Source organism: Collinsella sp. CLA-AA-H302 (assembly GCF_040093305.1).
GTDB lineage: Bacteria > Actinomycetota > Coriobacteriia > Coriobacteriales > Coriobacteriaceae > Collinsella.
The window spans coordinates 22,324-43,033 of sequence record NZ_JBBNJW010000005.1 but is presented as its reverse complement, the minus strand read 5'-3'; the positions used below and the strand labels follow the sequence as shown (position 1 = coordinate 43,033).

Below are 20,710 nucleotides of genomic sequence, written 5' to 3'. Positions count from 1 at the left end.
ACAACGTATTCGAAAGGTCGCCCCATGGCTTTGACCGACATCTCGCATCCCACCGACATCGCAATGCTCACCGATCTGTACGAGCTCACTATGGCCCAGGGCCTGTGGGAGAGCGGCAAAGCCAATGAGCAAGGTTGTTTTACGGCGTTTTACCGTGACCATCCGTTTGGCAGCGCGTACGCCGTCATGTGCGGCACCGCCGAGCTTCCCGAGCTCGTCGAGAATTTGCGCTTTACGTCCGAGGATATCGAGTACCTCGCCTCGCTTCAGGCTCCCGCCGGCGGTGCGATGTTTAAGCCCGCATTCCTCGACTACCTGCGCAACTTCCGCGCGCACGTGAACATTGACGCCGTGCCCGAGGGCGAGCTTGTTTTTCCGCGCGAGCCCATGGTGCGCGTCACCGGTCCGGCGCTGGAGTGCCAGCTGCTCGAGACGGCGCTGCTCAACATCGTCGGCTTCCAGACGCTCGTCGCCACCAAGACGGCGCGTGTGGTGTTGGCGGCAGACGGCCGTCCCGTCGCCGAGTTTGGCCTGCGCCGCGCCCAGGGTCCCGATGGCGGTCTGGCCGTCGCCCGCGCAAGCTATGTGGCCGGCTGCTCGTCCACGTCTAACGTGCTTGCCGGGCGCCGTTACGGCATCCCCGTCTTTGGCACGCACGCGCACAGCTGGGTGATGAGCTTTGACTCCGAGCTCGAGGCCTTCCGTGCGTTTGCCAAGTCGAGCCCCAAGAACTGCACGCTGCTCATCGATACCTACGACGTGCGCGAGGGCTGCGAGCATGCCATTACGGTTGCCAAGGAGATGGAGGCGGCTGGTGAGCGCCTGTCGGCTATTCGCATTGACTCGGGCGACCTCGCCAAGCTCTCCAAGTATGTTCGTGGCCGTTTTGATGCCGAGGGCCTGCCCTATGTGGGGATCTCGGTTTCTAACGATCTGGATGAGTACACGATTCAGTCACTGCTCGACCAGGGCGCGCCCATCGATAGCTTTGGCGTGGGTACCAAGCTTGCGACCTGCTATGACCAGCCGGCGCTGGGCGGCGTGTACAAGCTTTCCGCCCGCCGTGCGAGCGAGGCAGATCCATGGACGCCGGTGGTCAAGCTCTCTGAGCAGCCATACAAGCGCACGATCCCGGGTGTGCAACGCGTGCGCCGTTATTACGACGGCTTTGGCGGCCCGGTCTGCGACATGATCTACGACGAGGACCATCTGGCGGGGGAGGGCGCCGCGCGCGGCAATACCCTTGTGGCCGTGAACGATGCCGCCCTGGTGACCGACGTGTCCGAACTCGAGTATCGCGAGCTGCTGGTGCCGATCGTGCGCGATGGCAGTGCGGTGGCTCCGCGTGAGAGCATCCAGGACGCGCGCGAGCGCTGTGCTTGGGCGCTCGACCATCTGGACGCAGCTTTCAAGCGCTTCCTGTACCCGCAGACCTATGTGGTGGGTATGGAGCAGGGCCTGGCTCAGGTGCGCGACGAGCTCGTGCGTAAGAACATGGCCGCGGCCTCTGCCTTTCCCTGGGCTCACTAATTCCTTGGGCGGTAGGGGCGAGTCACGCTTCCCTGGCCGCCGGCTCGGCCGTTCGCTGAACAGTTGATTGGTTTGACGTATGACGACTTCTTATAAAACGATGGTGGTAAAGATCGGTTCGTCCACGGTGGTGGGCGCCGATGGCAAGGTCAACCGCGCCTTTATCGGCGGGCTTGCCGATCAGGCCGCAGCCCTGCGCGAGCTTGGCTGGCGCCTGGTCGTGGTGAGCTCGGGCGCCATTGCCTGCGGCTATCCCGTGCTGGGCTTCGACCGTAAGCCGGTCGGTGACCTGCCGAGCCTGCAGGCCTGCGCCTCGGCCGGTCAGTGCATCATCTCGTCGGCCTACGACGAGGAGTTCCATGCGCGCGACCTGCTCACCTCGCTCGTGCTGCTCACGCGTCACGACACGGCGCGCCGCACGTCCTACCTGCACGCGCGCGACGCCCTGCTGCGCCTCGTGGAGCTGGGTGTGGTGCCGGTCGTCAACGAGAACGATACCGTCACCGTCGATGAGATCAAGTTTGGTGACAACGACACGCTGGCGGCGCTTGTGAGCTGCCTGGTTTCTGCCGATCTGTGCGTGACGCTCTCGGACATCGACGGCCTTTACACCGCCAATCCGCACGAGGACCCCACGGCTGAGTTTGTTCCGGTCGTGCGAAAGATCGATGCCAAGATCATTGCCTCGGCGGGCGATTCTTCCACATCGGTGGGTACGGGCGGCATGATCACCAAGATTCGCGCGAGCCGCATTCTCATGACGGCGGGCATTCAAAGCGTGATTTGCTCGGGCGAGGAGCCCGATGCGCTCGTGCGTCTGGCCCGCGGCGAGAGCGTGGGTACGCTGTTCGATCCGCCGGCGGAGCGCCTGGACATTGCGCCGCGCAAGTTGTGGATCGCACTGGGTGACAAGGCGCATGGCTCGGTGACGGTCGATGATGGCGCCGCGAAGGCGCTGGTCAGCCGCGGATCGTCGCTGCTCGCGGTGGGTATTCGCGAGGTCGATGGCCAGTTTGCCGAGGGCGATGTGCTCGACGTGTGCGACCCGAGCGGCATGGTTGTCGCCCGTGGTATCGCCGAGGCCGATTCGGACGTGCTGGAGCTTGCAGCCGGCCGCCGCCAGGACCAGATTGCCAGCAACCGCCTGCTCGCAGACCTGGCCGAGAAGCCCGCAATCCATAGGGACAACTTGATAGTGTTCGCCTAACCAATTGACGCTGCAAACGCCCCTAAGCGGCAATCTGACGTTCAATCGTCGGGCATGACCAAAAGGTCAATGCCCTCCTCTTTCACGTCACCTTGCTCGCTTAGGGGCGTTTTCGCTTTCTGTCCTCTACCAGCGGCATTGTCGTTGCCGGCACTTGGGGACGTTCCTATTGTGCCGGCAGACGGGGACACTCCTTTGCTAGAAGATCTGGCGCAGGTCTCCGCGGTTGAGGGCTTCGTCGAAGAGGTGCTTGAACACCACGCTGCCGTGCAAGCCGTCGTGCTCGAACTCGTTGGTCACCCAGGCATGCGAGTTGCCCACGCGGCTGAGCGTATCGAGCTGCATGCCCGAATCGACGTACATGTCATCGAAGTACACCGCGGCCTGCAGGGGCACCTCGTTGCACGCCAGGCGCTGCGGGTCGTAGATCTTGTCCCAGCTTGTGTCTTCCATAAGCAGATCCATCGCCGGCTTGAAGGGCTTAAGTTCGGGCATCTGCTCAAACATCCACGGGAACATGGCCTCGCCGGTAAACATGAGCGGTCGCGTGAGCGTGTCGAACTCGGCACGATGGGCCTTCTCTTCTGCCGCGGCCCAGCGAATGGGCATGGTGTCGCCGTCGGCGTAGATGAACTCCTGAAGCGTCCAGTACAGCGGATTCGTGCGCGTGTTGGTGCGCTCGAAGGCGCGCATCAAAAAGCTGTCGGATACCGAGGCGCCGCAGGCCAGCGTGCCGTCGCCGTCAACAAAAGCATGATCGATAATCCAATGCATGCGCTCAAAGCTCGGCTTCATGCCAAGGTCGCTGCCCATGAGCTGCAGGCGTTCGACCGTCATCGGCGAGCCGTCGGGTAGCACGGGCTTTTGCTCCTCGAGGGCATCTGCCAGGGCCGCCACGCGCTCGACGTCGGCGGGGTAGCGGTTGTAATACTGCTGCGTCTTGGCAGCCATGCGCGGGAAGGTGTGCGCGTAGACCTCGCTTGCGCTCGCCGGTACGTGGGGGATGCCGCCGCAGGTAAAGCTTGCCGCCACGCCCTCGGGGAAGAGCGACAGGTAGCTCAGCGTCAAAAAGCCGCCGTAGCTCTGCCCGAGCGTGACCCAGGGCCTGCCGCCAAAGCCCACCAGGCGCAGGTACTCAAAATCGCGCACGATGGAGCTGGCGAGGTGGCGCTTGAGGAAGTCCGCCTGCGAGCGGTCCGCATCGGCGCCGGCTGCGTCGGCACGCTCGCCCAGTGCGGCAATCGTGCGCCCGTCTACACAGCTGCTGCGTCCGGTGCCGCGCTGGTCGGGCAGGACGACGCGGAAGTGCTTGACGGCCTCCTCGATCCAGCCATCGCTGGTGGGTGACAGCGGACGCGGGCTCTCGCCGCCGGGGCCGCCCTGCAAAAACAGGAGCAGTGGCAGATCGTCGTTGATGCGGTCGGGCGCGCAAACCACACGGTAGAAGAGCTTGATGCTCTCGGGCGCACCTGCGATGGGCGCTGGCATGGCGCCGCGGCGCATGGTGCTGCCGACGGCCAGGAGCATCGGCTCCAGGCCGCGCCAGTCGAGGGGGACGTCGATGCTGTGGTCCTCGACATACAGGCCGGGGACGTGGTACGAAGTGATGAGGGCCATGTGAGTCTTCCGTTCGTTGCGGTGTTTCGGGTTGACCAATTCTACCGCCGCGGGCGAGGCCATGCGCAAATCGGCTACCATGGTTGCAAACTTCTAGGAGAAAGGGCCGCCCATGTCGGTCGATATAGCCACGTATGTCCACGATCTTGCCGTTGCCGCTAAGGCAGCGTCGGCCTCGCTTGCCACGGCGAGCGACGAGCAGCGCCAGGAGGCCGTGCGCGCCATGGCCGCAGCACTGCGCAACGGTGTCGACTCCATCGTTGCCGCCAACGAGCTCGATATGTCCGCCGCGCGCGATGCGGGGACCTCGGCGGGGCTCCTCGACCGTCTGCTGCTGACGCCCGAGCGCGTTGAGGGTATGGCCGCCGGCCTGGAGAAGCTCGCCGAGCTGCCCGATCCTGTCGGCCGCGTGCTCGACCACCGCGTGCTCGCAAGCGGCGTGGACCTCACCCGCGTGAGCGTGCCGTTGGGCCTGGTCGCCATGGTGTACGAGGCGCGCCCCAACGTGACGGCCGACGCCGCGGGCATCTGCATCCGCACCGGCAACGCCTGCATTCTGCGCGGCGGCTCGCTGGCCTATCACTCGTGTGCCATGATTTCTGAGCTGCTGGCCGATGCGCTCGAGACCAAGGGCTTCCCGCGCGAGGCTATCTCGATGATCGAGTCCACCGACCGCGAGGCCACTGGCGAGCTCATGAAGCTCCGCGGTATTGTCGACGTACTCATTCCGCGCGGCGGTGCAGGCCTGATCCAGCGCTGCGTGCGCGAGTCGCTTGTGCCGGTGATCGAGACGGGCACGGGCAACTGTCATATCTACGTGCATGAGTCCGCCGACTTTGATAAGGCGCTCAACATTATCGTTAATGCCAAGACCCAGCGCGTGGGCGTGTGCAATGCCGCCGAGTCGCTGCTGGTCGACCGTGCCGTGGCCGATGCGTTTTTGCCCGCGGTCGTGGCCGTGCTGCATGACCACGGCGTGCTCATTCACGGCGACGAGGCCACGTGCGCCGCATGCGCCGACGCCGGGCTTGCCGAGGGCGATGACTACGTTGCCGCGACTGAGGAGGACTGGGGTCGCGAGTATCTGGCGCTCGAGATGAGCGTGAAGGTCGTGGCGAACGAGGACGAGGCCATCGCGCACATCAACCGCTACGGCACGATGCACTCCGAGGCCATCGTTGCAGAGGACACGGATGCTTGCGAGCGCTTCCTGGACGAGGTCGATGCCTCGGCCGTGTATGCCAACGCCAGCACGCGCTTTACCGACGGCGGCGAGTTTGGCCTGGGCGCCGAGATTGGCATCTCGACCCAAAAGCTCCACGCCCGCGGCCCCTTTGCCGCCGAGGCCCTCACCACCTACAAATACAAGCTCCGAGGCACCGGCCAGGTCCGCCCCTAAACCCCTCGTAAACGAAAACCGCCACAAAGGTGCCTGTCCCCTTTGTGGTGGTTTTGGAATTAAGCCTGAAAGGTGTCGCGGTCGGGGGCGAAGGACTGCATGGCCGCGATGGTACGGTCGAAGAGCTCGGGGAGCTCCCAGCCCAGCATCTCGGCACCCTGCGTAATCACGTCGCGCGAGCAGCCGGCGGCAAAGCGCTTGTCCTTGAACTTTTTCTTGAGCGACTTGGTCGTAAAGTCCATGACGCTCTTACTCGGACGCATGATGACGGCAGCACCGATCAAGCCGGTGAGCTCGTCGCAGGCAAACAGGATCTTTTCCATCTGCAGCTCGGGCTTGGGCAGCGAGGTGTTGAAGTCCGACGTGTGCGTCTGAATGGCGCGAATGAGATCGGGAGAGGCGCCCTCGCCTTCAAGGATCTCGGCCGCATAGATGGTGTGGTTCATGGGGTCGTCCTCATGCTCCTCCCAATCTAGGTCGTGCAGCAGACCGACGATGCCCCAAAACTCCTCGTTCTCGGGGTCGAACTCGCGCGCAAAGTAGCGCATGGTGCCCTCGACCGTTTCGCCGTGGGTGATGTGGAACGGGTCCTTATTGTGCTCGTTGAGCAATTCGAACGCACGGTCGCGGGTGATTCCGGCGGAAAGTGGCTCTGCCATAAAAGACTCCTTGTGCTCGCAGGTATCGCTAAGAATGAATACTACTAGAACGACTAGAACGAAAAAACCACCACAAAGGTGCCTGTCCCCTTTGTGGTGGTTTTTGGCGCGGATGGGTTAGTTGAGGGCGGCTTGGGCTAGGCGGGCTTCGGCGGCCTCCTCGGTGACGCCCAATGCCACGGCGAACTCCTCGATGGAGCGGCGCTTGGCTTCCTTGAGTACACGCATATAGTAAGAGCTGGGCTTTTTATCGGCTTCCTCGGCCTGACGAATGCGGTGCATCATGGTCTTTGCCACGCGGACCGTCTCGGGCGCGCCCAGCTTGAGCTGCTGCTTAAAGTGCGTCTCCTCAAGCGAGCTGTTGCGCTCGGTAAAGGTGTCGCACTCCAGCTCGTCGTAGTGGCTCAGCAGGTGCTCGGCATCTTGCTGCGAGATAGCGGCGTGCAAACGGTCGGCCTGCGCCACGGGGTACATAAGGATCGTCTGCGCATGCCCCTGCTTGGTCTCGAGCAGCAGCATGGGCTGCGGTGTGTCGTCCCTAAAACCGACGACGGTGCAGACTCCCTGACCCGGATGAATGACGTGTTGACCGATTGAGAACATGCTACCTCCAACTTATACGAATTTACGTATGTCTAGAATAACACGCTGACGTGCGCAAATCCTCACTTTATGCAGGAAAAGCACACAACTCTGATAGGTAAGAGTATTCGATAAAAGACACAGCTCATTCACACCTTTATGCATTTTCAACGCGTGCATAATCTGCAGGCAGACCGGCATCTTTGAGTGAGTCCATGCAAGCTGTAGTCAATTTTGTGCATATGCAATTTCGATTGGCTTTACCCTGCGACAGTGCCCGTCGCTTGTGATAGAGTGCTACAAACTCTGGCTTTTGCCCTACGAGTGACCAAGAGCTCGGGGGCTTTAACACAAGGAGGATCTATGCCCGAGAAGATTGAAGAGCTGGTACGCGCTGCGCTTGCTGCGGCCCAGGAGGCCGGCGACCTTTCCGCATTTGAACTTGACGATTGCGCTATCGAGCGACCGGCTGACACTTCTCATGGCGAGTGGACCTCTACCATGGCCCTGAAGTCCGCCAAGCTGGCCCACTGCGCCCCGCGCAAGATCGCCGAGGCCATCGTTGCCCATATGCCCGAGGATCCCGCGATCGAGAAGGTCGAGATCGCAGGCCCCGGTTTCATCAACTTCTACCTCTCCGTTGCCGTCAAGAATGCCATCTTTGGCGAGGCTCGCGAGAAGGGCATGGACTTCGCTAAGTCCAACGTCGGTGGTGGCCTGAAGACCCAGGTCGAATTCGTTTCCGCCAACCCCGTCGGCCCCATGCACATTGGTCACGGCCGCTGGGCCGCTCTGGGCGACTCCCTTTGCCGCGTCATGGACCACGCCGGTTACGACATCCAGCGTGAGTTCTACATCAACGACCACGGCTCTCAGATGAACACCTTCGGCAACTCCATCAGCACGCGCTATATGCAGCTTGCCGACATCATCGCCAAGCAGGGCGTTGATATCGACGAGGCTCACAAGCTGCTGATCGCCGACCGTGACGCCTTCGTTGCCGATGAGAACGACGAGCATCCCGAGACCCATCCGTATCAGGACAACTTTGCCGAGACTCTGGGCAAGGACTCCTACGGCGGTGACTACATCATCGACGAGGCCGCCGAGTTCTGGCGCACCGATGGCGATAAGTGGGTCGAGGCCGATCCGCAGGAGCGCATGGAGAGCTTCCGCGAGCGTGGCTACGTGAAGATGGTCGACAACATGCGCGACCTTTGCCACGCCGTTAACTGCGACTTTGACCGCTGGTACTCCGAGCGCTCGCTGTATGTGAAGGACACCGAGGGCGAGACCGCCGGCACCTCCGCCGTCGACCGCGCTTTTGAGAAGCTCGACAAGATGGGCTATCTCTACACCAAGGACGGCGCCCTGTGGTTCCGTTCCACCGACCTGGGCGACGACAAGGACCGCGTCCTGATCAAGTCCGATGGCGAGTACACCTACTTCGCCTCCGACGTTGCCTATCACTGGGACAAGTTCCAGCGCGTCGACCACGTCATCGACATCTGGGGTGCCGACCACCACGGCTACATCGAGCGCGTCCGCTGCGTCTGCGACGCTCTGGGTTACCCCGGCAAGTTTGAGGTTCTGCTGGGCCAGCTCGTCAACCTGCTGCGTAACGGTAAGCCCGTCCGTATGTCCAAGCGCAAGGGCACCATGGTGACCCTGCAGGAGCTCGTCGACGAGGTCGGCTCCGATGCCGCCCGCTACACGCTCATCTCCAAGAGCTCCAACCAGATGGTCGACTTCGACATCGAGGCCGTTAAGAAGCGCGACAACTCCAACCCGGTGTACTACGTGCAGTACGCTCACGCCCGCGTGTGCTCCATCCTGCGTCGCGCCGCTGACGTAACGCCTGAGCAGGCCGACGAGATGGGCATGAAGGCCGTTGCCGCCAAGGCCATCGGTGAGAACGTCGATTACTCGCTGCTGACCGACCCGACCGAGCTCGCCCTTTCGCGCAAGCTTAACGAGCTCACCGACCTGATCGCCAGCTGCGCTCGCGATCGCGCCCCGTTCCGTCTGACCCACTTTGCCGAGGAACTCGCCGGCGACTTCCACAGCTTCTATGCTGCCTGCCAGGTTCTGCCGAGCGAGGGCCGTCCTGTGGACCCCGAGCTCTCGCGCGCCCGTCTGGCCGCTTGCGACGCCGTTCGCGTGACGCTCGCCCTGGTGCTCACCCTCGTTGGCGTTTCCGCGCCCGAGCAGATGTAACCTGCGGGTCATTTGACCGTGTAGGTTTGGTTTAACTGAGCCCTATAAGCCCGATCTCCTGCGGAGGTCGGGCTTTTTTCGCAAACGCCGACGTATTGATGAATTTGGAACTGCTGGAAATACGAAACTATGCCGGTTTACTACGATGAATTGAGGAATTCCAACCACGCCGGCTTTTCGCTAAAAAGTGCAAGGCATCTACCTGCGGTTTTAGTTCAACCGGTTTCGGAGTAGTCGCGGTTGAGCGATTCATCGTAGTAAACCGGCACAGTTTTGGCGGAGGCAGTCAGATTTGTGGGTGGCAAACCAAAGAGTGTCCCTTTTGACTAGTCGTTTAAGAACGTCCCCAATGACTAAGTTGCAGGTGGCGGCGGTTGTGTTACACTAACGCTGCGTAGTTGACGCAATCATCTCGATACAGATCAATGATGTCCGTCGTTTTGAACGGAACTAGACTGTTTAGCCGCCCTGAAGGTTTATGCAGGGAGCATGTGATCACAGGGCTTGAAAAGAAAGTTGAGCAAACACTGTGTCTGATCAACAGCAAGAAAACGAAATAACGACGACGCAGGCCGCTCCCGCTGCACCGGTTGCGTCGGACCAGGTCGCGGCGCCCGCGCAAGCCTCGGCTCCTGAGACGCCTAAGGCTGCTTCGACGCCTATGCCTGTAGCGGCTGAGAAGGCCGTGCCTGCAACTGGTGAGGAGGCTGCTCCGGCAAAGCCCAAGCGCACGCGCCGCACGGCCAAGCCTGCCGCTGACGGCGAGGAGGTCACCAAGCCAAAGCGCCGTACCACGCGCACGACGTGCGCCAAGCTCACCGTTGCAGCTGACTCCTCGGCGCCGATTTCCGATGAGGTCGCGCAGGCACGTGCGTTGGCGCAGATTAGCGAGGCTCAGGTGGTGCGCGCCCGCCGTCGTGCTGCCGAGCGCGAGGCCGCGGCTCTGACCGAGCTTGCAGCTCCGTCTGTACTCGAGACCCCTGCCGCCACCGATGTTCCTGCCGCCGACCAGCCGACCGAGAAGCCGGCACCGCGCACACGCCGCCGCACGGCTGCTAAGGCCGATCAGGTTGCGGAACAGGTAACCCCCGAGCTCACTGAGGCTTCGGTCCGTTCCGCGGCAGGGGAGGGCGCATCGCCTGCTGAGCCCGCTGTGCCTGTCGAGGCCAGCGAAGTTCCCGTTGTCGATCCGGCTTTGCGCCCGCACCGTCGCGGTCGCAAGCCCAAGGCCTTCGTCGAGGCAGAGAAGGCCGCAGCCGCAGCCGCCGCCGCTCGGGATGCTGCGGCGACCGCCGAGTCTGCAACCGCTGCCGATGCACCCGTCCAGGATGTTACGACTTCCGAGGCCGCTCCCGCCGATGCCGAGCCCGCCGACATCCGTCCCGGTCGCAGCCGTCGCACCGCTGCTAAGCGCACGTCCAAGGCTAAGGCCTCCAAGAAGGGCGCGTCCGAGGATTCCGCCGAGACGACCGCCGATGCATCGGCTGATGCCGCCGAGCCCCAGGACGTCGAACAGCCTGCGTCCGAGAAACCCAAGCGCGGCCGTAAGAAGTCCGCTAAGGCCAAGGCCGCCGAGCAGCAGGCTGGCGTCGAAGCGCAGGTCGATACCGGCGCCGAGGCCAATGACGCCGCTGCGGCCAATGTTGACGCCGCCGCAACCGATGGCGCCGCGCCCGCCGAGGGCGAAGACGGCACTCGTCCCAACCGTCGCCAGCACAAGCGCAACGACGAGCGCAACGAGCGCAAGGACGATCGCAACAACGACCGCCGCAACCGCCAGCGCGACCGCAAGCAGCGCAACAAGGAGCGTAACGCCGCCCCCACCGAGCCCACGCTTTCGCGCGAGGAGCTTGCGGCCATGAAGGTCGCCGAGCTGCGCGAGAAGGCAAAAGAGTTCGAGATCGAGACGACCGGCAAAAAGAAGGCTGAGCTCGTCGAGGAGATCTACACCACCGCCGCGAAGGCCGAGGGCTTCCGCGACATTAAGGGTATCCTGCAGATTCGTCCGGACAGCTCCGGCATCATCCATGCCCATGGCTATATGAAGTCCAACGACGACGCCTTCGTTCCGGCTTACCTCATCCGCTCCGCGCGCCTGCGCACGGGCGATGTCATCGAGGGCTCCCTGCGCCCCTCGCGCGGCGGCGACAAGCGCGCCGGCCTCGCCAAGATCACGACCGTCAACGGGCTGGATCCCGAGCAGATCCGCAACCGCCCCAAGTTCGGCGATCTGACCCCGGTCTATCCCAGCGAGCCGCTGCGTATGGAGCACGGCAAGGACTCCATCACCGGTCGCGCCATCGATATCGTGTCGCCGATCGGCAAGGGCCAGCGCGGCCTGATCGTGTCGCCGCCCAAGGCCGGCAAGACCACGATCCTCAAGAAGATCTGCCAGTCCATCTCGATCAATAACCCCGAGGTGCACCTGATCTGCCTGCTCGTCGACGAGCGCCCCGAAGAGGTCACCGATATGCAGCGCTCCATCAAGGGCGAGGTCGTGGCCTCGACCTTCGATATGCCCGCCGACAACCACACCCGCGTGGCCGAGCTCGTCATCGAGCGTGCCAAGCGCATCGTGGAGCTGGGCGGCGATGTCGTGGTGGTGCTCGACTCCATCACGCGTCTTGCCCGCGCCTACAACCTGGCGGCGCCCGCTTCGGGCCGTATCCTTTCGGGCGGTGTCGATTCGGCGGCCCTGTATCCGCCCAAGCGCTTCCTGGGTGCAGCCCGCAACATCGAGAACGGCGGCTCGCTTACCATTCTTGCCTCCGCCCTCATCGACACCGGCTCAAAGATGGACGAGGTCATCTTTGAGGAGTTCAAGGGCACCGGTAACATGGAGCTCAAGCTCGACCGCGACCTTGCCGATCGTCGCATCTTCCCGGCCATCGATCCCGTTGCCTCCGGTACGCGCAACGAGGACCTGCTGGTCGACGAGCAGATGCGCCCGTTTGTCTTTGGCCTGCGTCGCATACTCGCCGGCATGAACAATACCGAGCGCGCGGCGGCGTCGTTTATCAAGGGTCTTAAGGGCACCAACACCAACCAGGAGTTCCTGGTGCGTTCGGCCAAAAAACACAGCGACTACGAGCAGACGTTCTAGGTTGTCATCCACGCGCAGCGATAGTCATCAATGCGATAAAGGGTCGGGGCTTTGAGCCTCGGCCCTTTTCCATAGCGCCGCTCCGCGCTTATTTTTGACCGTAAGACCGACGAGCAGCAGGTTTCCCGTTTCAATCCGACATCGTCACTTGCAATCGACAGGGCGGTTTCGCATAATAACTTTTAAGCTTCGCGACGGAAAACGCAGATGAAACGAACCATATACCGTTGCTTTGGGGCATAGCCCCGCTTCATCTTCTCTCGCGCAGCCAACTGAATGATGCGATTTGGGTGCTGGAAGATGGGGAGAGCTCATGGCTTCTTCTGATGCAACACAACGAGCAGTCCTTGCCGGACTTTCGTGCGGGATCGGCCTTGCCGCTCCCGTGGTTATGTATGTCGCGACGCTGCCGTTTTCGTCGGTGAACGAGACGGTCGTGGCGGGTGCGGTTCCCTTCGCCGTGGGCGCGGTGGCGGGCGTGGGTATCTATGCCGCCTCGCTGGGTATCTCCGAGTATCGTGCGCAGCGTGAAGAGCGTCTGTTCCAGCCCGATGCCATGGGCGGTGCCGCCAATCTCAATCAGCATCAAAGCGAGTTCAAGACCGCCTCGATTCCAGCTCAGCAGCAGGATGCGACTCCATACGCTGCGGCTTCTGCTTCTCAGGCTCAGTCGGAGCAGTCTACCTCGGCATTCCTTTCCGGCCTGACTGGTGCGTTCCAGCGCCGTCATGCCGATGATGGTGTCCCTACCATCGCTCGAGCCGCAGATGCCATGGACGAGGCCGAGGCTTGGTCCATGATCGACAGTATGCTCGACGACGATTCGCCGGTGAGCTGCGACCCTGCACGCTCGCGCGACGTCTATCAAGTCGCCATCGACGAGCTCACCAACGGCGGGCAGACCGGCTCCTTCAATCGCGATGACATCGCCGCCGCGGCACGCGCCGTGTCGGGCTCCCAGGCCGCCCCTGCGGGCAGCACGGCGGCTTTCGTGGCACTCGTTGCCAACGCGGCAGCCAATAACGCCTACAGCGCTACCTCGGCGGACGCGAACGCTTCTGCCGATAATTCGTACGTTGATGAAGCCATGACCGCGGACGAGGAGGCCGTTGCCGCCCGCCGTGCCGCCGAAAGCTCGCTTTGGGGCGCTCCTGCCCAGCAGCAGGCGGCTGAGGCTGCGCCGTACAACGCAAACCTCGCCAGCATGCCTATCATCTCCGGTGCCGCGGACATCGATCTCGATGACCTCGATGAGCCTGCAGCCATCACCGCATCGATTGATGCCCAAGATCGCATCGACACCGGCGACCTTCCGGGCGCCTCGCTCGAGGTTGATGTCCCCATGGCCGACTACTCGGGCCACGAGGACATGTGGGCCGCCGCCACCGCGATTCTGGATGAGATCGACGAGCCTGCTCCTGTTACGGCCCCCGCTCCCGTCGCTGCCCCTCAGCCTGCTGCCCCCGCCTATGTCGGCCGTCACAGCGCTGTGTTCCCCGAGGATACTGCCCGTATCTCGCGCGAGAGCATCGAGCGAGCCGAGGCAATTGCCGCCGGCATTATGGAAAATCGTCGTCACGAGCGCGTCAATCAGATCCTCGAGGAAGAGATCGAGCGCCTGCAATCCTCTACCGCCAAGCGTACGGGCCGTGCTTATCTGAGCGTTATCGAGGGCGGTACCGCCAGCTTCGCGCCGCTCCGTGCGGAGGCATAACTTCTGCATGGTTAAGATCAATCGAAAATGGGCGGTCGCGACCTGCCTGATGGCGTTCTTGATCTGGGGCAATTCGCTGGTTCCCGGCTCGGGGTCGGGCTCACTGAGCCTAACGGTCATGGAAGCTATCCGCGGTTTCCTGCACGGCGTGGGACTTCCATATGAATGGGTGACCAACTTTGTTGTTCGTAAGTGCGCGCATTTTACCGAGTATATGGTGCTCGGCATCCTGGCAACGCACGCCTTTGATTTTGAGGGCCGGCGCACCTTTGACGTGCTGCTGCCCACGGCGGTGTTCCTGCTGCTGATTCCCTCGATCGATGAGACGATTCAGCTCTTTGTGCCGGGACGCGCTGGCATGATCACCGATGTGATGATCGACTGCTGTGGAGCGGCAACGGGCGTTGTGCTCCGATATCTCTTACGGTCGCTGATGTGCGCCAAAAAAGCCGCCTAGGACGTATTGTTTGGTCCTAGGCGGCCTTTTTTATTTGAGGGCTTATATGAGGCGTGGTGGCGTCGTTCTGTAGGTCGGATTTGCCGGGCGTGCCACGCCCCGTGGGTGCGTCTGTTACTGGAGCGCCTGTGCACCAAGAGCCAGGCAGCCCATAATGCCCTGTTTGCCCTCGAGGCTGTTGTTGACGATATAGCTATCGATGTCGGCCATCTCGGGCGTGACGATGTAGCCGTTGAGCATCTCGGCACACTTCTTGCGGGCGAGCGGCACGATGGGGGTGTGGTCGGCCACGCCGCCGCCGACGATAATCTTCTGTGGGGCATAGCACAGCGTGTAGGTCATGAGCGCCTGCGCCAGATAGCCGGCGAGCAGGTCCATTGCCTCCGGGTCATCGGCCATCTCTCCGGCGCTCTTGCCATCCCAGCGCTTTTTAACGCCGGGGCCTGCGATGAGACCCTCCAGGCAGTTGTCATGGAAGGGGCAGGCGCTGTGCTCGCCGATGGTGTCGCGCGGGTCGCGCGTGACCAGGATGTGGCCGGCCTCGGGATGCATCATGCCGTGCACGAGCTGGCCGCCCGAGAGCACACCGGCGCCCACGCCGGTGCCGATGGTCAGATACACCACGTCGGTGAGGCCCTGGGCGCAACCAAAGCTGACCTCGCCCAAGCAGGCAACGTTGACGTCGGTGTCGTAGCCACAGGGAATATTGAGCTCGTTTTGGATGGTGCCCAGCAGGTCGAAGTAGCGCCATGCCGTCTTGGGCGTCTCCAAGATCTTGCCGTATTGGGGTGAGGCGGGATTGACCGCGGTGGGGCCAAAGGCGCCGATGCCGAGCGCTGCGATGCCCTTTTTGGCAAACCATGCGTTGACGGCCTCAACGGTCTCCTGTGGGGTCGTGGTCGCGATCTGCTCGCGCTCCAGGACCGTGCCATCTGCATAGCCCGTGGCGCAGACCATTTTGGTGCCGCCGGCCTCGAGCGCTCCGATAAGCTGCTGCTCTGCCATAGTGTTCCTCTCTCCGGGACGAGTTGCTCCTTGCCTAAAGTATAGCGCTCTAAACCAATTAAGAAAGCGCTATAAAGAAGTCTCGCATCGCGGCGGGCGGTGCGAGACTTCTTTGGTTCCTTTAGTTGCCGGGCCGTCCTTACCCGCGCGGCTTGATTTTATCACGCAGCGACTTGAGGTTCTCCAACGCCGCGTTAAGTGTTTCGTCTCGCTTGGCAAAGTGGAAGCGGATCAGATGGTTGACGGGCTCGCGGAAGAAGCTCGAGCCGGGCACGGCGCCCACGCCCACCTTTGAGGCCAGGTCCTCGCAGAAGTCGAGGTCGCTGTCATAGCAAAACTCAGATATGTCCATCATCACGTAGTAGGCGCCCTGCGGCACGTTGTGCGTGAGGCCGATGCTGTCGAGTCCCTGACAGAATAGGTCGCGCTTGGCGGTGTAGAGGTCGAGGACCTCCTGGTAATAACTGTCGTCGAAGTTGAGGGCGGTGACGACGGCCTCTTGCAGGGGAGCGGCGGCGCCTACGGTGAGGAAGTCGTGGACCTTCTTGATGCGCTCGGTGATTTCGGCAGGAGCGATGGTGTAGCCCAGGCGCCAGCCGGTGATGGAGTAGGTCTTGGACAGCGAGCTGCAGCTGATGGTGCGCTCAAACATGCCGGGCAACGTGGCCATGTACACGTGCTCGTGGGGCGTGTAGACGATGTGCTCGTAGACTTCGTCGGTAATGCAGTAGGCGTCGTACTTTTTGCACAGGTCAGCGATAAAGGTGAGCTCCTCGCGGGTAAAGACCTTGCCACAGGGGTTGGACGGGTTGCATAGGACGATTGCCTTGGGATTGTTGTCTCGGAAAGCCGCCTCGAGGACCTCACGGTCAAAGTCGAACGTGGGCGGGTTGAGCGGCACGTAGATGGGCTCTGCGCCCGAAAGGATCGTGTCGGCGCCGTAGTTCTCGTAGAATGGCGAGAAGATGACGACCTTGTCACCGGGGTTCGTGACCGTCATCATGGCGGCCATCATGGCCTCGGTGGAGCCGCAGGTGACTACGATATTCTCGTTGGGGTTGATCGGCATGCCCATAAAGTGCTCCTGCTTGGCGGCAAGCGCCTCACGCATGGCCTGGGAGCCCCAGGTGATGGAGTACTGGTGGTAAAGCGGCTTGGGGTCGGTGGCGATGGTGCTGAGGCTATCGAGCAGCTGCGCAGGGGGATCAAAGTCGGGGAAGCCCTGTGACAGGTTGACGGCGCCATACTTGTTGGAGATGCGCGTCATGCGACGGATGACGGAATCGGTAAATGTTGCCGTGCGGTTGGAGAGTTCTTTCATGCCGGTCCTTTCGAGGATGTGCAGTGGGGCAAGTTTACTCCTAGCGAACCGGTGGGATTTGCTCGAAACAGGCTCGAAAAACTCTTTTCAAAATTCTTGAAAATTGGGGCTTGCATCGAGTGGCGTTCCTTGCAATAATAGTCGAGCGCGAAGCGCACAGGACACGGTGGGTGTAGCTCAGTTGGCTAGAGCGACGGGTTGTGGTCCCGTAGGTCGAGGGTTCGAGTCCCTTTACCCACCCCAGTTCTTGCTTCGTGTTGATATCGGGTCGTTAGCTCAGTTGGTAGAGCAGGGGACTCTTAATCCCAAGGTCCAGGGTTCGACCCCCTGACGGCCCACCACACGATATCTCCTCTAAAGTCCGCTACAACGGACTTTAGCTTTGGGTCGTTAGCTCAGTTGGTAGAGCAGGGGACTCTTAATCCCAAGGTCCAGGGTTCGACCCCCTGACGGCCCACCCAAAGATGATTAAGACGGTCAGCGAAGGTTGGCCGTCTTTTTTATTAACCTCGCATGGGGCCGAACCCGAAAGGGCACAGCCGCTTTCACAGATCGAGTCTACCCTGGGGATCAGTAAAACCGGCGCGTCTGCACGGCAAAGTATGCCTGGGCGAGCGCAATCTCTGGCTTGTTTGAATCTCCGTTCTGGGCGATTAAATAGCATGCATAGCGCGTAAGTTTGTAGTCTTTAACCGCTCGAGCGGCGACACCGGCAATTACCATTTTCGTGGTGTCACGAAAATGGGAATCAACTGGAGTTTTGTTTGTTTCGCACGAGACTTTTGCCCTCTTAACAACTTCGGCGAAGTTTTCCCATCGCGTGTACCCCATGGGTTCCATTAAATCTCGTGCGAGCCAATACTCAACGCCGTCTTCCACATTGGCGTAGCTATCAAGTTCGACACGCCACTTCTCGATATCTCTACTGTCCATATCTCCTCCTCGCTGATCTATTGTCTATGCGCGCTTTGCCCGCTCTGTACTCAGAATAAGGATACGCTGCCGTGCGGACACGAATGGGCCCCGTGCCACTTCGAGGTCACGGGGCCCATAGATATCGATTAGTTGTGCTCTGCTCTAGATAGGTGTCCAGTTTAATTCGATCGATAGTGCGAACCCAGGCTTTCGGTCCGCTTGCGCATGGCTTTGACCATCTCCGTTGCCAGCTGATTCTGCGATTGCAGGCGGGCGAGGGCTGCGATCTCGCTGTCATTGGCATGCGGCTTGTTCAGCGCCGTTGCCTCGTCTTTCAGGCTTTCAAGCTGTTGCAGGGCCTTGGATAGACCTGCTTCGGTCCTGTTGATCATGCAATAGGTGCTCATCGTGTGCTTAAGGCTGTGTGTCAGGCGTTCGGCATCTGTTGTGGCAATGCCATACTGAGGGAGGGCGATATCCATCGGAGCGGCCGCCTCGGGAGCGTCCAGCGCTGCTCGAGCTGCCGATGCGCCCGCGATGCGCCCGAATACGATGCCATTGGCACTCGACAAGCCGCCGATGCGGTCGGCGCCGTGCATGCCGCCTGTTGCCTCACCGCAGGCGTAGAGGCCCTCAACGCCCGTGTACGCGGTCTTGTCGATTTTGATACCGCCGTTGGCGGCGTGGGCATACATCGCCACGCGCATCTCGTCGGTCGGCGCGATGCCGTGCTCGTCTTGTAGCCAGGTGGCAAAGGTCTGCACAAACTCGGGGACGTCCTCGCGGGGGAAGTCGTAGTGGAGCGCCAGGCCTTCGGCTCCCGCTTGGTCGATGGCTAGGTCGATAGCGCGAGAATCCAGACGCGAAGTGAAGGGACCATATCCGGAGCGTTGCTCGAGCAGATTGTCGAGCTTATCGTCGGCGATATCGACCGGCTGATCGAACTTGACGTAGCGCCAGGTCTTCTCGTTAAAAACAAGGTTTCGCTTGGGCTCTATAAAGCCGGGCATCATCTGCATGAACTCTATATTAGTAAGGGACGCACCGTGCGCCAGCGCGATAGCCTGTGATGAGCTGAGCACGTCGGCGGAAGTGAGGCTGCGCTCGAACAGGCCACCCGTGCCGCCCGCAGCGATGATAGTGGCCTTGACTGCCATAGGCACGAGATGCTCGTTTGTCCGGTCGTAGAGCGTGGCGCCGACAATCTTTCCGTCCGTATCTTCAACAAGGTCGATAAGCTCATGGCGGGGGAGCAGGCGAATGCCGAGCGACTCGATCCGGGTCGTCAGAGCGTCCTCAAGGGGCTTGCGGGTGAGGCCGCGCCACATGCGCGTCTTGTGGTCAAAGCAGGGGATAAACTGCTTTTGCTGAGCGCTTTCGACGCTTTGCGGACGCTGAAGCTCAACGCCCAAGTCTTGCTCGAGCCATTCAATTGCCTGGGGAATGCCGTGGACGAACGTCTGGACGAGTTCAGGGTCGGCAACGCCGCCGCCCACGGTCCGGATGGTGTCGATGAGGTCCTGTTCGTCGTCTTTGTCGACGGGGCCAATAAGACCGAGGCCCCAGGTGCCCGGGAAAAAGCTCGATCCGCTCATGGTTTTGCCGGCGCTTGCGATGACAACGGTCGCGCCCGCGCGTGCCGCTGCGATGGCGGCACAAAGGCCCGCAATGCCAGATCCAATTACCAGTACATCAGTCGATTCCATCGGTTTCCTTTCTCGTCCGGCGTATTTTCGCATGGGTGATCGGCAATGGGGCCGCAAAGACTTGGCAAATCGGTAAAGGGCACATATGGCAGGTGGGCGTCATGGACGCTCTGGCGCTCCGTCTCATCACATCTCGTATTTCGCCCCAACTGATATATCGGCATTAGCTACCCTGCGACAACGCAAACAAAAAGAGCCGCCACCTCAAAAGGTAGCGGCTCTAAAGCTCAACTATATGAGCATCGCGCGGGCGCGATTAGGCCTTGAGGGCCTCCTCGACGGCGACAGCGCAGGCGACGGTGGCACCGACCATGGGGTTGTTGCCCATGCCGATGAGACCCATCATGTCGACGTGCGCAGGCACGGAGGAGGAACCGGCGAACTGGGCGTCGGAGTGCATACGGCCCATGGTGTCGGTCATGCCGTAAGAGGCAGGGCCGGCGCCCATGTTGTCCGGGTGCAGGGTACGGCCAGTGCCGCCACCAGAAGCGACGGAGAAGTACTTCTTGCCAGCCTCGAGGCGCTCCTTCTTGTAGGTGCCAGCGACGGGGTGCTGGAAGCGCGTGGGGTTGGTGGAGTTACCGGTGATCGAGATGTCGACGTTCTCGTGCCACATGATGGCAACGCCCTCGCGGACGTCGTCGGAGCCGTAGCAGTTAACGGCAGCGCGGGGACCATCCGAGTAGGGGATGGTCTCGACGACCTTGAGCTCGCCCGTGTAGTAGTCGAACTGGGTCTTCACATAGGTGAAGCCGTTGATGCGGGCGATGATCTGGGCGGCGTCCTTGCCCAGACCGTTGAGGATAACGCGCAGCGGCTTCTTACGAGCCTTGTTGGCGTTCAGAGCCAGGCCGATGGCGCCCTCAGCGGCAGCGAAGGACTCGTGGCCAGCCAGGAAGGCGAAGCACTCGGTGTCGTCGGAGAGCAGCATAGCGCCCAGGTTGCCGTGGCCCAGACCGACCTTGCGGTCCTCGGCGACGGAGCCGGGAACGGTGAAGGCCTGGATGCCCTCGCCGATGATGGCGGCAGCCTCAGAAGCGGTCTTGGCGCCACGCTTGACAGCGAGAGCGCAGCCGAGGGTGTAGGCCCACTCGGCGTTCTGGAAGGCGATGGACTGGGTGTTGTTGACGATCTCACGCGGGTTGAAGCCCTTGTCGGTGCAGATCTGCAGAGCTTCCTCGAGGGAGGCGATGCCGTTGTCGGCGAGGCACTTGTTGATCTTGTCAGCGCGGCGCTCGTAACCTTCGAACGTAACAGTCATAGTTATTTCCCTCCCTT

The 20,710-nt window shown here is 61.7% G+C and carries 15 protein-coding genes and 3 tRNA genes; 10 read left to right on the top strand and 8 right to left on the bottom strand.

The features are described from left to right. Positions 1 to 24 precede the first annotated feature (24 nt). Both AAAV21_RS04910 and proB read left to right on the top strand, forming a co-directional pair. Entirely contained in the window at positions 25 to 1,530 is a 1,506-nt protein-coding gene (locus tag AAAV21_RS04910) for a nicotinate phosphoribosyltransferase (RefSeq protein ID WP_349107858.1), read from the top strand. Between the two features lie 79 nt (positions 1,531 to 1,609). Further along, on the top strand, positions 1,610 to 2,737 hold the full coding sequence (gene proB / locus AAAV21_RS04905) for a glutamate 5-kinase (RefSeq protein ID WP_349107856.1): 1,128 nt from the start codon (positions 1,610 to 1,612) through the stop codon (positions 2,735 to 2,737). A 198-nt stretch (positions 2,738 to 2,935) separates the two neighbouring features. Here the strand turns inward: proB and AAAV21_RS04900 are convergent, their stop codons facing one another. Further along, complete coding sequence (locus AAAV21_RS04900; RefSeq protein WP_349107854.1) at positions 2,936 to 4,354, bottom strand: alpha/beta fold hydrolase; 1,419 nt, start codon at positions 4,352 to 4,354, stop codon at positions 2,936 to 2,938. Positions 4,355 to 4,466: 112 nt separating this feature from the next. Between AAAV21_RS04900 and AAAV21_RS04895 the strand changes: the two genes are divergently transcribed. Then, positions 4,467 to 5,753: a glutamate-5-semialdehyde dehydrogenase gene (locus tag AAAV21_RS04895; protein WP_349107851.1), complete on the top strand. Its 1,287-nt coding sequence runs from the start codon at positions 4,467 to 4,469 to the stop codon at positions 5,751 to 5,753. A 59-nt stretch (positions 5,754 to 5,812) separates the two neighbouring features. Here AAAV21_RS04895 and AAAV21_RS04890 read toward each other — a convergent pair whose 3' ends face one another. Both AAAV21_RS04890 and AAAV21_RS04885 read right to left on the bottom strand, forming a co-directional pair. Further along, positions 5,813 to 6,412, bottom strand: coding sequence for an HD domain-containing protein (locus AAAV21_RS04890; RefSeq protein WP_055252329.1), 600 nt, complete (start codon positions 6,410 to 6,412; stop codon positions 5,813 to 5,815). Between the two features lie 117 nt (positions 6,413 to 6,529). Next, positions 6,530 to 7,015 carry a CarD family transcriptional regulator gene (locus tag AAAV21_RS04885; RefSeq protein ID WP_006235480.1) on the bottom strand — a complete coding sequence of 162 codons (486 nt, stop codon included), beginning with the start codon at positions 7,013 to 7,015 and terminating at the stop codon, positions 6,530 to 6,532. Positions 7,016 to 7,357: 342 nt separating this feature from the next. Here AAAV21_RS04885 and argS point away from each other — a divergent pair, with 342 nt between their 5' ends. From argS to AAAV21_RS04865, 4 genes are all read left to right on the top strand, one after another. Further along, positions 7,358 to 9,211 carry an arginine--tRNA ligase gene (argS, locus tag AAAV21_RS04880; protein ID WP_118206450.1) on the top strand — a complete coding sequence of 618 codons (1,854 nt, stop codon included), beginning with the start codon at positions 7,358 to 7,360 and terminating at the stop codon, positions 9,209 to 9,211. A gap of 529 nt (positions 9,212 to 9,740) precedes the next feature. Further along, on the top strand, positions 9,741 to 12,314 hold the full coding sequence (rho, locus tag AAAV21_RS04875; protein WP_349107849.1) for a transcription termination factor Rho: 2,574 nt from the start codon (positions 9,741 to 9,743) through the stop codon (positions 12,312 to 12,314). 313 nt (positions 12,315 to 12,627) lie between these two features. Then, a complete protein-coding gene (locus tag AAAV21_RS04870) occupies positions 12,628 to 14,028 on the top strand; it encodes a hypothetical protein (RefSeq protein WP_349107847.1) in 1,401 nt (466 codons plus the stop codon). A 7-nt stretch (positions 14,029 to 14,035) separates the two neighbouring features. Next, positions 14,036 to 14,485: a VanZ family protein gene (locus AAAV21_RS04865; protein WP_349107846.1), complete on the top strand. Its 450-nt coding sequence runs from the start codon at positions 14,036 to 14,038 to the stop codon at positions 14,483 to 14,485. A 114-nt stretch (positions 14,486 to 14,599) separates the two neighbouring features. Here AAAV21_RS04865 and AAAV21_RS04860 read toward each other — a convergent pair whose 3' ends face one another. After that, a complete protein-coding gene (locus AAAV21_RS04860) occupies positions 14,600 to 15,490 on the bottom strand; it encodes an ROK family protein (RefSeq protein WP_349107844.1) in 891 nt (296 codons plus the stop codon). A 139-nt stretch (positions 15,491 to 15,629) separates the two neighbouring features. Then, complete coding sequence (locus tag AAAV21_RS04855) at positions 15,630 to 16,811, bottom strand: aminotransferase class I/II-fold pyridoxal phosphate-dependent enzyme (RefSeq protein WP_349107842.1); 1,182 nt, start codon at positions 16,809 to 16,811, stop codon at positions 15,630 to 15,632. A 166-nt stretch (positions 16,812 to 16,977) separates the two neighbouring features. Here AAAV21_RS04855 and AAAV21_RS04850 point away from each other — a divergent pair. From AAAV21_RS04850 to AAAV21_RS04840, 3 genes are all read left to right on the top strand, one after another. After that, positions 16,978 to 17,054 (top strand) — tRNA-His (locus AAAV21_RS04850). A gap of 22 nt (positions 17,055 to 17,076) precedes the next feature. Beyond that, positions 17,077 to 17,152 (top strand) — tRNA-Lys (locus tag AAAV21_RS04845). A 43-nt stretch (positions 17,153 to 17,195) separates the two neighbouring features. Further along, a tRNA-Lys gene (locus AAAV21_RS04840) sits at positions 17,196 to 17,268 on the top strand. Positions 17,269 to 17,381: 113 nt separating this feature from the next. Here the strand turns inward: AAAV21_RS04840 and AAAV21_RS04835 are convergent. The 3 genes from AAAV21_RS04835 to AAAV21_RS04825 all read right to left on the bottom strand — a co-directional run bounded on the left by AAAV21_RS04835 (position 17,382) and on the right by AAAV21_RS04825 (position 20,693). Beyond that, positions 17,382 to 17,744: a BRO family protein gene (locus AAAV21_RS04835; protein ID WP_349107841.1), complete on the bottom strand. Its 363-nt coding sequence runs from the start codon at positions 17,742 to 17,744 to the stop codon at positions 17,382 to 17,384. 161 nt (positions 17,745 to 17,905) lie between these two features. Next, positions 17,906 to 19,432 carry an FAD-binding protein gene (locus AAAV21_RS04830; protein WP_349107839.1) on the bottom strand — a complete coding sequence of 509 codons (1,527 nt, stop codon included), beginning with the start codon at positions 19,430 to 19,432 and terminating at the stop codon, positions 17,906 to 17,908. 256 nt (positions 19,433 to 19,688) lie between these two features. Beyond that, a complete protein-coding gene (locus AAAV21_RS04825) occupies positions 19,689 to 20,693 on the bottom strand; it encodes a GGGtGRT protein (protein WP_055252290.1) in 1,005 nt (334 codons plus the stop codon). Between the last annotated feature and the right edge of the window lie 17 nt (positions 20,694 to 20,710).